The following is a 12,767-nucleotide window of genomic DNA, read 5'->3' as shown; positions in this document are numbered from 1 at the left end:
TACTACATGTACATCCCGCTTTCTGAGCGCTGTGCGCCTTGCGCTTCATCGGTAAATTCTGAATTTTTGGGGTGCGGGTTAACGCCAATACGTAGATTGTTTGCACTAGGGAAAAAATAAGTAAAAGATATTTTGGGGTCATACATGCATAAATTCACTGATTTTCCACCATGGATTTGGAACATTCCAGGCTACTTCAATATTGGCGTGGCTTGTACCGATACGCACCTGAATACGGCACGCGCTGAAACCGTGGCGATGATTGTGGAAGATGATGCATTGGGCACGTCTAGTATTACGTTTGCAGAGTTGGCGCTGCGTACTGATCAGTTTGCACAAGTGCTGCGTAACTTAGGGGTTAAGGTGGGCGATCGCGTGTTGATTCGTCTACCTAATAGTTTGGATTATCCGATTGCCTTTTTAGGTGCTATGAAGATGGGGGCGATTTCTGTGCCTACCTCCACTTTGCTTACCGCAGAAGAAGTCGCGTATCTGGCAAAAGATTCTGGCGCAACAGTGCTGGTAACAGATGCCGCTGCTTGGAATGTGATGGCAGGGCAGATTACACAAAATGCGGCAGATATTGCCAACCTTAACCATGTGCTGGTCACGCAGCTAGAAAACGTGACAGAGGTGAAAGCGGCGGCACTTAACGTGCAGCGCTTGGAAGATTGCATGCTGGCGATTGATAAGATAGCACCAGCGCATACGACCAAAGCCGATGATCCGGCTTATTTGGTGTATACCTCTGGCACCACGGGTTACCCAAAAGGGGTGCTGCATGCACACCGTGCTTTGCTGGGGCGTCAGCCAGCGGCAAAATTTTGGTTTAATTATAGCGAGCAGATACAAGACCGTATCATGCATTCCGGCAAATTTAACTGGACATATGTGCTGGGCACCGGTTTGATGGATCCGCTTTATCTGGGTAAAACGGTCATCGTGCATGAAGGTAAGAATGATGCGCAGAAATGGCTGGATTTGATTCAAAAGCATCAAGCCACCATTTTTATTGGCGTGCCTACTATTTACCGTCAGCTCATTCAAAAAACAAGTGCAACACAAGCCGATATCCCGAGTTTGCGGCACTACATGAGCGCAGGTGAGCACCTCTCCGATGAAGTGCTTGCGCAGTGGCGTGATCGTTTTGGCTTGGATATCTATGAAGCAGTAGGCATGAGTGAATTCTCTTACTATCTTTCTCAGAGCAAGTATCGTCCAATTCGCCCGGGTTCAGCGGGGTTTCCGCAGCCAGGGCATGAGATTCATTTGCTGAATCCAGAAACCATGCAACCAGTGACTGTGGGGGAAGAGGGCATGATTTGCGTGAAAGATCATGACCCAGGCTTATTTCTGAGTTACTGGAATTTAGAAGAAGAAACTGCAAAATACAAGCATGATGGCTACTTTTTCACCGGAGATTACGCCAAATACGATGCAGATGGTTACATTTGGTTTTTAGGTCGTAAGGATGACATCATCAAAAGCTTTGGTTATCGCGTCTCCCCTTATGAGATCGAGCGAGTCTACAAAGGGCACCCTGCAGTAGCGGATTGTGCAGCAGTAGGTGAAGAGCTTGAAAAAGACAAGTTACTAGTGGTGATTTACGTGATCCCTAAACCAGATGCAGCAGTGACACCGGATGACTTGCTTACCTATGGCAAACAACACTTGGCAGCCTATAAATCACCCAAAACGGTGTATTTGGCAAAAGATTTTCCACGCACAAAAAATGGTAAAATTTTACGTAAAGATATTAGCCCGAATATTGCAACCAGCAAAAGCTCAAGATGACTATCGTTAAGCAAGAAGATTTTATTCAAAGCATCGCCGATGCGTTGCAATATATTTCCTACTATCACCCAGAGGACTACATCCAAGCCTTGGGTGAGGCGTATGCGATTGAAGAGTCGCCAGCCGCCAAAGATGCCATCGCCCAAATTTTAACCAACTCACGCATGTGTGCAGAGGGCAAACGTCCACTGTGCCAGGATACCGGCATTGTGGTGGTGTTTGTTAAAGTGGGCATGCAGGTGCAGTTTGAAACTGATTTGAATCTAGAAGACATGGTGAATGAGGGTGTGCGCCGTGCCTATTTACACCCGGATAACACGTTGCGCGCCAGTATTGTGAACGACCCTGCTGGTGGACGTAAAAATACCAAAGACAATACCCCAGCGATTACCCATGTGGAGTTGGTGCAAGGCAATACGGTCGAGGTCACCGTGGCCGCTAAAGGTGGTGGCAGTGAAAATAAAGCTAAGTTAGCGATGTTGAACCCTAACGACAGTATTGTCGATTGGGTGCTGGAAGTGGTGCCTACCATGGGAGCCGGCTGGTGTCCGCCTGGCATATTGGGTATAGGCATAGGCGGCAGTGCAGAAAAAGCCATGTTACTGGCCAAAGAATCGCTCATGCAACCCATTGATATGCATGCGTTAAAAGCCAAAGGTGCGCAAAATGAAAAGCTGTCTCGTATCGAAGAGTTGCGCTTGGAGTTGTATGAAAAGGTGAATGCGCTAGGGATTGGTGCACAGGGCTTGGGCGGATTAACGACAGTGCTGGATGTAAAAATTTTGGATTACCCAACGCATGCCGCTAGTTTGCCTGTGGCGATTATCCCTAATTGCGCAGCCACCCGTCATGTGCACTTTACGTTGGATGGTACCGGTGTGGCAGAGTTAGCACCGCCCAATTTAGATATCTACCCCGATGTACACTGGAAGCCGAGCGCGCAGGCAAGGCGTGTCAATGTAGACACAATCAGCAAGGCAGAGACGCTGACTTGGCAAGCGGGCGAGACGCTATTGCTGACAGGTAAAATACTAACAGGGCGTGATGCAGCACATAAACGCATTGCCAATATGCTGGCTAACGGTGAGGCATTGCCAGTGGATTTCACTAATCGTTTTATTTATTACGTAGGCCCGGTAGATGCGGTGCGTGATGAGGCGGTTGGTCCGGCTGGCCCGACGACCGCAACCCGTATGGACGATTATACTGAGATGATGCTGAACACTGGATTGTTAGGCTCAATCGGCAAAGCAGAGCGTGGAGATGAGGCGCTTGCGGTGATGGCACGCTACCAATCCGTGTATTTGATGGCGGTGGGTGGGGCTGCTTATTTAGTGAGTAAGGCCATTAAAAAATCACGCGTAGTCGCATTTGCAGATTTGGGTATGGAAGCCATTTATGAATTTGAAGTGGTCGATATGCCAGTCACTGTGGCAGTCAGTGCGCAAGGTGAATCGGTACATAAAACTGGCCCTGCGCAGTGGCAGCAAAAAATAGCGATTCGGGCGGTGTAAACCATGATTTTTAATGTGTTAAAAGTCACATAGCTTGCCCGCACGATTTGTTTTAATATGGGTCTTATAAGTAAAATGACGGATAAGAAACTCATGTTAAAACGTTTATACTTTTTGTGCGTGCTACTCGCTTCTGCCAATGTGCAGGCAGAGAGCATGCTGGATTACCTGACCGATGCCAATGGCAAGTATATTGGTCCTTCGGTAGAGGATCAGGTGGCGTTGATGGATAAAGACCACAACGGATTTGCAGACGTGTTTGAAGTGCGTGCCTATTTGGAAAAGCAGCATGGCATTGGCTACCAAAAAGAATTGTTGGATAAATGGGAATCTTCTGCCAGTGGCAAGAGTTGCAGTACCCCATTTGCCAAAGAGTTGTACTCAGATAAAACTTACCAGAACACAACAAACTAGCCTTATTTTAGCTACCTAAATTTAAGCGTTTTTACAAATGTGAAACGGCTTGCAAGATTAGGCTGGTTTATAATGATTTCATCCATTAAGAAACGAGTCTACACACATGTTAAAAGCGTATGAAGCCCACGTGCAGGAACGTGCTGCACAACAATTACCCCCATTACCCCTGAATGCAGAACAAGTGGCCGCGTTGGTTGATTTACTCAAGTCACCCCCAGCCGGGCAAGATGCTTTGCTGCTTGAATTACTAGCCAATCGCATTCCTGCAGGCGTAGACCAAGCGGCCTATGTCAAAGCAGCTTTCTTGGCTGACATCGCAAAAGGTAAAGCCAGCTCACCCTTGGTATCTGCAGATAAAGCGGTGGAGTTACTAGGTACCATGTTGGGCGGCTATAACGTGCAAGCTTTAGTAGAGTTGTTGGATAGCAATATGGCGGCACAGGTCGTCAAAGCGCTTTCTAATACCATCCTCATGTTTGACGCTTTTCATGACGTGGAAGCCAAGATGAAGGCAGGGAATACCCACGCAAAAACACTGATTACCTCTTGGGCCAATGCAGAATGGTTCACCAGCAAGCCGGTGCTGGCCAATGCAATCAAGGTCGTCGTGTTTAAAGTCGATGGCGAAACCAATACTGATGACTTAAGCCCAGCACAAGAGGCTTGGAGCCGTCCGGATATTCCATTGCATGCCAAAGCCATGCTGGTGAACAAAATGCCAGACGGCTTAAACACCATTGAAGCCCTTAAGCAGAAAGGCCTGCCGCTTGCCTATGTGGGCGATGTTGTGGGTACAGGTTCTTCACGCAAATCTGCAATTAACTCAGTGCAATGGTTTATGGGTAACGATATTCCCAACATCCCCAATAAACGTACTGGTGGTGTAGTGATAGGCAGCAAGATTGCCCCTATTTTCTTTAATACCGCTGAAGACTCTGGCGCATTGCCAATTCAATGCGACGTCAGCAAAATGAAAACGGGCGATGTGATTGTTATTCAACCGTATGAAGGCAAAGTGTTGTCTGAGTCTGGTGAAGTGATTGCAACATTTGAAATGAATCCGATTACTTTGCCGGATGAAGTACGTGCCGGCGGCCGTATTCCATTGATTATTGGCCGTGGGTTGACCACCAATGCGCGCAAGGCGCTAGGCTTGCCCTTACCGACTACGTTTATTACAGCAATCCCTGCCAAAGACACTGGCAAAGGTTACACGCTGGCCCAAAAAATGGTGGGTAAAGCGTGTGGTGTGGCGGGTGTGCGTCCCGGCACTTATTGTGAGCCAAAAGCCACCACGGTCGGTTCGCAAGATACGACTGGCGGCATGACGCGTGACGAGTTGAAAGAGCTGGCGTGCTTGGGATTTAGTAGCGATTTAGTCATGCAAAGCTTCTGTCATACCGCTGCGTATCCAAAACCAGTCGATATTAAATTACAACATTCGCTACCAGAGTTTATGTCCAGCCGCGGTGGTGTGAGTTTAAAACCGGGCGATGGCGTCATTCACTCATGGCTTAACCGCTTGATTTTGCCTGATACCGTAGGTACAGGTGGCGACTCTCATACGCGTTTCCCGATTGGGATTTCCTTCCCGGCGGGTTCTGGTTTGGTGGCGTTTGCGGCCGCAACTGGTGCCATGCCTTTAGATATGCCGGAGTCAGTGCTGGTGCGCTTTAAAGGCACCATGCAGCCAGGCATTACGCTGCGTGATTTGGTGAATGCGATTCCTTATGCGGCGATTCAAGAAGGTACATTGACGGTTGGCAAACAAGGTAAGAAAAATGTATTCAACGGCCGTATTTTAGAAATTGAAGGCTTGCCAGATTTAAAAGTGGAGCAAGCGTTTGAGTTTGCAGATGCCTCTGCAGAGCGCTCTGCCAATGGCTGTACCGTATTGTTGAATAAAGAGCCGGTGATTGAGTTTCTCAACTCTAATATTGTGTTGATGCAAAACATGATCGAAAATGGTTACCAAGATGCGCGTACGCTACAACGCCGGATTGAGAATATGCAGGCATGGTTAGCTAAACCAGAACTACTACAACCGGACGCAGATGCAGAATATGCGCACGTCATTGAAATTGATCTGAATGAAATCAAAGAGCCTTTAGTAGCTTGTCCGAACGATCCTGACGACATCAAGCCATTGACGGCTGTGGTGGGCGACAAAATTGATGAAGTATTTATTGGTAGCTGTATGACCAATATCGGCCACTACCGTGCAGCAGCCAAAGTGCTGGATGGCGCAGGTGGTATTCCAACACGCTTATGGATTGCGCCGCCAACACGTATGGATGAAGCGCAACTGCGTGACGAAGGTGTGTACTCCACCTTTGGTATTGCAGGTGCGCGTACCGAGGTGCCGGGCTGTTCACTCTGTATGGGTAACCAAGCGCGCGTGGCAGATAAAGCCACAGTATTCTCTACCAGTACACGTAACTTTGATAACCGTATGGGTAAAGATGCGCGTGTCTACTTGGGCTCGGCAGAGCTGGCAGCTGTGTGTGCTAAGTTGGGCCGCATGCCTACCCACGCTGAATACTTGGAAACGGTCGGTAATAAATTGGCCAATACGGCAGAAATTTATAAGTATTTGAATTTCCACCAAATGACAGAGTATAAAGCGGCGTTAGATACCTTGAGCTCAGGTAAAAAAGTGATTGCAATCGCTGCTGCTGTTGAATAAGTGGCTTTGGAAAGTAATCATTTGAAACAACAAGAAAGTAACCTCTTCGGCAAATTTAGATGGAAAGACTGGCGTATGATGTTGCCAGTCTTACTATTACTTGCCGTCCTGATTTATTTGGGTAACCACTACCACATTGATTATAAAATCATTGCTGGTGGGGCAGTGGTGATTGGCCTCATCTCGGGTGTATTTGCTTGGCTGGTAGGAATGGTCGGACTAGTGCCGATCATTGGCCCGCTGGTCGTCAAAGTGCTTAGCCTCTCGGTTATCTGGTTACTCAATGCACTTGGCTATATTGTGTCCTATGTAGCCATTCGCCGTGGTTACAGCCAAGATGTATTAACCTACCGCGGACTCACCATCGCACTGATTATCGGCATTGTGATTGGGTTTGTACTCGGGAGTATGCTATCCGGACACTGATTTCTTAAAAATCAGTGTTGCTCCAGTGCCGCCAAACGCAAATGAGTTCGACATAGCGTATTCTAAATCATCGACCTGTTGTGATTGATTTGGTACGTAATTCAAATCGCACTTAGGGTCTGCTTGTTGCAAATTAATAGTAGGCGGTAACTCGTTACGCTGCATAGCTAGTAAAGTGATGATGCTTTCTAGCACACCCGCTGCGCCCATCAAATGACCATGCATGGATTTAGTTGAGCTGACTGCTAATTGGTAAGCGTGATCACCAAAAATTTGCTTGATGGCGTTGGTCTCGGTTTCGTCGTTGAATTTTGTGCCGGTGCCATGTGCGTTAATGTATTGAATTGATTGAGGATTTAATCCGGAATCATCCAAAGCCTTTTGCATGGCTGCGGCCTGACCCTCGACCGACGGCACGGCAATATGTTTAAAATCATTGGCTGCGCCATACCCCACAATCTCTGCATAAATATGCGCACCTCTGGCTTGTGCGTGGGATAACTCTTCTAGAATCACCGTCGCTGCACCTTCGCCAATCACCAAGCCAGTACGGTTGGCGGAAAATGGTTTGCAGGATTTACTGATATCTTCTTTGTCTTCTCCGGCCAGCGTGCGAATCGCTTCCCACGATTTAATACTGGCGTAGGCCAAAATCGCATCGGTGCCACCAGCCAATGCCACATCTATTTCGCCATAACGAATGTCTTTCATCGCTTGGCCGATAGCAACTGCTGAGGATGAACATGCTGTTGAGAAAGTAAGGTTAGGGCCAGAAATGGAAAAATGGGTAGCAATAGCTGCCGCTGCGCTGTTGTACATGCACATCAATACGGTGTAAGGCTTTAAGCGGTTTTCACCTTCCACAAATAGCGTCTGGTAACCATCTTCTACCGAATGGATACCCCCCATGCCAGTACCTACATACACGCCAGTGCGTAATTTGTTCAGCCTATCAGTATCAAGTTTTGCGTGTTTAACCGCTTCTTTGCTGGCATGTAGCGCCATTTGCCCATTTCTGTCGAGAATGGAATAGTCACTTTTTTTCTCAAAGTGTTGGGTAGGGTCAAAGTCCGCCTGTGCAGCCACTTTGCAGGAGAGTTTATCTAAATATGGGCCGACAAATTGTTGAATACCAGATTTTCCGGCAAATACATTTGCGGATAACTCATCGATGGTGTTGCCCAAGGGGGACACCAGACCAAAGCCGGTTACCACTACACGACGTTGGTGTTTCATACTAAAAACTTAGTTTTTTGCTGCAATTAAGTCATGTGTGACGTTGACTAAATCTTGTACCGTCACAATATGCTCATAATTTTTAGGGAAAGAAATGTTGTATTGGTGCTCAATACTAAAAATCACTTCAAGAAAGCCGAAAGAATCAATGTCTAAATCCTTTAAAGCTTGTTCTGCGGTTAACTTTTCTGCGGGGATATTTTTTTCTTTGGTAAATATTTCAGTTAAAAACGTTTTAATTTCGTCTTTATTGACAACTTCTTTGCTCATTCAACGGTATCCTTATCACAATTCGCCTTTTCGGCTATATTATTTTTAAATAACTAGAATATAATGCCATAAAGCTTTGTTTAAAGTGCGAGATTTTAATGAATATTTCTGAATTTGGTTTAAGTAATCATTTTAAGCAGTTATCGTTAAAATATGATGAAAGCCATGAGGTTTTATGGACCTACTTTAATCAGAAAAATATCATTCCTTGTGCCAACCATGAAATTATTCACGAGTTAACCCAACACCAGCAAGAGCTTGAAAAAGCCGCGGGCGTGTTGTACTCCAATGACCGTGTTTTTCAAGTGAAGTATTCTGTTGCAGCATCGCTCACACCCAATGTATTCAACCTAGGCGGACATCTTGCCTTGATTCGTGAATTAGCCTTAAATAAAAACAAAGACGCTTTACTTTATTACGCAATTAAAGGCATTGATATTCTGCATAGCAGGCTGTCACGGTTCAATAACTCCTCTATCGTCAACATCACTTTGGTTCAGGGCTTGGCTTTGGGCGGCGGTTTGGAAGGTGCGTTGGCCAGCGATGTCATCATTGCTGAACGCAAAAGCTATTTTGGCTTTCCTGAGATTTTGTTCAACATGTTCCCTGGTATGGGCGGATATAGCTTAGTTGCACGTAAAGCAGGCATGAAAGTCGCTGACGAAATGATCCTCAAAGGCAAACAATATACAGCCGAACAAGCGTTTGAGCTTGGTTTGGTCGATGTGCTGGTCGATGACGGTCAAGGTGAAAAAGCGGTGTATGAATGGATTGAAAAAAACAAACGCTACTTTAACGGTTATTTGGCTGCGCAACGTGCCAAAAATAGAGTCAACCCTATTACTTATGACGAGCTGTTGGATATCACCAAAATTTGGGTAGATACCGCTTTAAAACTAGGCGAGCGTGAATTTAGCATCATGGATCGCTTTATCTACAGCCAAGAAAAGCAATACTTAACTGCACCGATGCCACATACCTCGCCAGTGGCGGACAATGTTGTTTCTATCAAACGCGCAGCTTCATAATTCATTGATTATTTTTGTTTTTCTGCACTACTAATTTGCTGAAGCTTGCTGCGTATGCGTCGCAAGGTAATCTGCAAACGCTAGCTTGGTGTTTTGGTATGCATGGTTAGCTTGCGCAAACAATGTAGGCACCTTGTAAATCTCATTTGGTGTAATGTCATCTAACTCTACACAAATCTGACTGAGTTCCTCAGCGCCAATGTTGGTCGCACTCCCTGCAATCGCATGCGCCGTGTCATGAATATTCGCAAAATCTAACGCTTGCACATACACTTTCAAGTCGCTCAAGTTTCTATCGGTATCTTCAATAAAGCCTAGAATCAAGCTTTCAACAAACCCTGCATTTTTACTAATAGAAGCTAACTCTGCCAAACGTGCCAAGTTAAGTGCGGTATTGCCAGTGTAGGATGCAATGATTGCACTTGGTTCTTCGCTGAGCACTTGCTCTTTGCTGGCGGCAAATGAGACCACAGGTGCGGCATCGCGGTAAGATTTTTGTTTGGATTTTGCAACCACCTCTTCAATGGCAAGATTCAACGCATCAATTTGGATAGGTTTTGTGAGGTAAGCGGCAACGCCCAACTCATCGAATTCGGCAATGGTGTTATGTGTGGCATCGGCGCTCAAAATAATGGAAGGTATTTGTGGCAAGCCAACATTAATGGCTTGGTAAATACGTAACGCCTCTAAACCGCCCATTACTGGCATGTTGTAGTCTAAAATCATTAAGTCGTAAGTAGTCTCTTCGAGTTTATCCAGCGCTTGTTGGCCGTTTTTAACAACATCAAACTGATGCTGACCTAGTGCCAACATTTGTGACAAGATAAGAATATTGGTCTCGTTGTCTTCTGCCACCAAAATGCGGCAAGGTTTTCTCTTGCTGGCTTGCATGGCTTTTTTGAAGGAAATGATTTCAGATGAAACCTGACCTTCAGTGTCCTCATTGGTGACAACGTCTAGTGGAATCTCAAACCAGAAAGTAGAGCCTTGACCCAACTCACTCTCAATCCCAATTTCACCATCCATTAATTCCACCAGCTTTTTAGAGATAGTGGTGCCTAACCCTGTGCCGCCAAATTTGTATTTAATAGATTCTTCGGCTTGCGTAAAGCTCTCAAAAATATGTGGTAAGGATTCTTTAGAAATACCGATACCGGTATCTTTGACCTCAAAACGGACAATCACTTTACCTTGTGAATGTTTAGCAGCGGTCACCCTTACGTAGACAGAGCCTTGTTCGGTAAACTTAACGGCATTACCCACTAAGTTAATCAGCACTTGTTTGGTATGCAATAAATTGCCGTGCAATTTTAATGGGGTGTCCTGCGCAATGTCATAGTCAATGACAATGCCTTTATGATTGGCTTGCGTCTCGAATAAGTTGACAGTAGTCAGAATCAGGTTTTGTAAGTAAAAATCCTCTTTGTGCTCAACGGCTTTGCCACTCTCGATTTTTGATAAATCCAACACGTTATTTACAAGTTCAAGCAATACATTAGATGAGTTCTTCATCACGTTAAAGAGCGTTGCATTGTTTTTATCTAGGTTAGAGGCCTCTAACAAGCTGCATGCACCCACAATCCCGTTAAGCGGAGTGCGGATCTCGTGGCTGATATGTGAAAGGAACTCACTTTTTGCACGGCTGGCAGCCTCTGCCTTGTAAGTGGCTTCTTTTAATCGGTTGAGTAAAGTCAACGCGTACATGGGGATAGATACAAGCGTGAATAGCAAGCCATAAAAGCCGGTCATGTGCGATTGCCAATATGGGCTATTAAGGCTGGCAATGACAAACCCAGTCAGGCTGGCAATGTAGGTTGCAATCAGAAATTGACGGCCGAATCTAAAGCCGTAGCCAATAATGAGCCAGAGATATATGCCAATATATACAGCGCCGATATCATGTGTGACGTAGCTAGCTATTGATGTTACGAGGACATCAGTAAGCATTGCTATTAGCAGTCTTAATTTATTAAGTTTTGGGCTTAAACGAATATGAACAAATATCGCAATTGCAAAAACTGTGTAAACAGACATTACCGTTGAGGCAATGGTTGAAATATTATCGTAGGCCGTAGTGACGGATATCACAGTAAGCGTGTTAATAACTAAGCGCCATACTGCCTGTTGATATTCATCGCCACGCTGATTAAACTCAATCCGTTTGAATGAGTTTTTAATATTTGATGCTAATTTTTGTATTAAAAAAAAGAGGCCACCTGAGAGGTATTGTTTCAATATCATCATGCAACTCCTCACAATAATTATATTTTTATAATAATAAGCAAAGCGTATGCCAGTGAAATTTTTATATTTTATATATATATATCATATTGTTATGTTTAATTTTGATGTTGCTAAAGTACGGGATGTGATAAAAAATTATCACTAGTGATGGAAAATCGGCATATCAAAATTTAGTCACTTTTAACAAGCACCATGAAGGTGTTATTGACGCGATTGTAAGTTAATATATTCACGGCGTATGAATCAATGAAATTGAAAGGTATTAAATGGCAACGCAACTAGATATTGAGTCACATTATGATGTTGATAATGATTTTTTCTCACTTTTTTTAGATGAGAAATATCGAGTATATACCTGTGCCGTTTGGGAAAATGCGTCAAACCTTCAACAGGCACAGGAGGCTAAGCTGGCTAGAATTTGCAAGTTTGCAAATGTACAAAATGGTGACAGAGTAGTTGATGTTGGTTGTGGTTGGGGAGGGCTAATGAAATACATAGTCGAGAACTACGCAGATACTACGGTACATGGGCTCACTTTAAGCCCTAAGCAAACTCAGCATATACTAAGCGAGAATGTCAAAAATGTAACAGCAGAAACGCGTTCATGGGAGCATTACCAACCGAAAAATACAAAATTTGATGCTATCGTTTCTGTTTGTGCATTGGAGCATTTTGCAACAGTAGAAGATCAGTCTAAGAGTTTACAGCGCGATATTTACAAATCGTTTTTCGATTGGTGCTTAGAGGTATCCACTGATGACGCGCAGATTGGTCTTCAAACAATCATTATTACTAGGCCGCCTAACAATATTACGGAGTTAAGAGATTCGCGTTTTTTGTTAGAAAAGGTGTTCCCTGGCTCTGCGCTATCGTCTATTAGTGACATTCAAGCAGCAATTATTGATAAATATGAAATCTCGTCAGCAACGAGAATCGGGATGGACTATGCTCGCACGCTTGTTGAGTGGAAACGCAATCTAGAAGCAGCTCGCTCAGATGTACTGGGGCGCTATGGTCAGGATGTATACGACCATCATATCCATTATCTTGACGCAGCAAGGCGCTGCTTCGAGACGGAGTATACGGATTTATATCAAATTTCGCTTAAACGAGCAAAGCCGATTAGAGTGTTTTTAGGCTAACTAGCTTTCA

11 protein-coding genes are annotated in these 12,767 nt (G+C 44.9%); 7 read left to right on the top strand and 4 right to left on the bottom strand.

The annotated features are described in order from the left end of the window. Positions 1–2: 2 nt before the first annotated feature. Positions 3–146 carry a hypothetical protein gene (locus A3Q3_RS14395; RefSeq protein ID WP_020182481.1) on the bottom strand — a complete coding sequence of 48 codons (144 nt, stop codon included), beginning with the start codon at positions 144–146 and terminating at the stop codon, positions 3–5. Between A3Q3_RS14395 and A3Q3_RS0105020 the strand changes: the two genes are divergently transcribed. From A3Q3_RS0105020 to A3Q3_RS0105000, 5 genes are all read left to right on the top strand, one after another. Further along, positions 145–1,794 (top strand): acyl-CoA synthetase, encoded by a 1,650-nt coding sequence (locus tag A3Q3_RS0105020; RefSeq protein WP_020182480.1) that lies wholly within the window; start codon positions 145–147, stop codon positions 1,792–1,794. The genes A3Q3_RS14395 and A3Q3_RS0105020 overlap by 2 nt on opposite strands. Further along, positions 1,791–3,308 (top strand): fumarate hydratase, encoded by a 1,518-nt coding sequence (locus A3Q3_RS0105015; protein ID WP_020182479.1) that lies wholly within the window; start codon positions 1,791–1,793, stop codon positions 3,306–3,308. The genes A3Q3_RS0105020 and A3Q3_RS0105015 overlap by 4 nt, the downstream gene beginning before the upstream one ends. A gap of 93 nt (positions 3,309–3,401) precedes the next feature. Further along, complete coding sequence (locus A3Q3_RS0105010; protein WP_020182478.1) at positions 3,402–3,722, top strand: hypothetical protein; 321 nt, start codon at positions 3,402–3,404, stop codon at positions 3,720–3,722. A 106-nt stretch (positions 3,723–3,828) separates the two neighbouring features. Further along, on the top strand, positions 3,829–6,411 hold the full coding sequence (gene acnB, locus A3Q3_RS0105005; RefSeq protein ID WP_020182477.1) for a bifunctional aconitate hydratase 2/2-methylisocitrate dehydratase: 2,583 nt from the start codon (positions 3,829–3,831) through the stop codon (positions 6,409–6,411). Further along, complete coding sequence (locus A3Q3_RS0105000) at positions 6,412–6,837, top strand: hypothetical protein (RefSeq protein ID WP_020182476.1); 426 nt, start codon at positions 6,412–6,414, stop codon at positions 6,835–6,837. On the opposite strand, the gene A3Q3_RS0104995 is transcribed toward A3Q3_RS0105000, so the two are convergent. Continuing rightward, positions 6,823–8,073, bottom strand: a complete 1,251-nt coding sequence (locus tag A3Q3_RS0104995; protein WP_020182475.1) for a beta-ketoacyl synthase — start codon at positions 8,071–8,073, stop codon at positions 6,823–6,825. The genes A3Q3_RS0105000 and A3Q3_RS0104995 overlap by 15 nt on opposite strands. 9 nt (positions 8,074–8,082) lie before the next feature. Then, complete coding sequence (locus tag A3Q3_RS0104990; protein ID WP_020182474.1) at positions 8,083–8,343, bottom strand: acyl carrier protein; 261 nt, start codon at positions 8,341–8,343, stop codon at positions 8,083–8,085. Between the two features lie 98 nt (positions 8,344–8,441). Here A3Q3_RS0104990 and A3Q3_RS0104985 point away from each other — a divergent pair, with 98 nt between their 5' ends. After that, entirely contained in the window at positions 8,442–9,371 is a 930-nt protein-coding gene (locus A3Q3_RS0104985) for a crotonase/enoyl-CoA hydratase family protein (protein WP_020182473.1), read from the top strand. A gap of 30 nt (positions 9,372–9,401) precedes the next feature. Here the strand turns inward: A3Q3_RS0104985 and A3Q3_RS0104980 are convergent, their stop codons facing one another. Next, a complete protein-coding gene (locus A3Q3_RS0104980) occupies positions 9,402–11,318 on the bottom strand; it encodes an ATP-binding protein (protein WP_198288904.1) in 1,917 nt (638 codons plus the stop codon). A gap of 563 nt (positions 11,319–11,881) precedes the next feature. Here A3Q3_RS0104980 and A3Q3_RS0104975 point away from each other — a divergent pair. Further along, on the top strand, positions 11,882–12,757 hold the full coding sequence (locus A3Q3_RS0104975) for a cyclopropane-fatty-acyl-phospholipid synthase family protein (protein ID WP_020182471.1): 876 nt from the start codon (positions 11,882–11,884) through the stop codon (positions 12,755–12,757). The last annotated feature ends 10 nt before the right edge of the window (positions 12,758–12,767 follow it).

The organism is Methylotenera sp. 1P/1 (assembly GCF_000384355.1).
In the GTDB taxonomy this organism is placed as follows: Bacteria; Pseudomonadota; Gammaproteobacteria; order Burkholderiales; family Methylophilaceae; genus Methylophilus.
The sequence above is the reverse complement of the archived record's forward strand: the minus strand, read 5'-3'. Positions and strand labels throughout refer to the sequence as shown.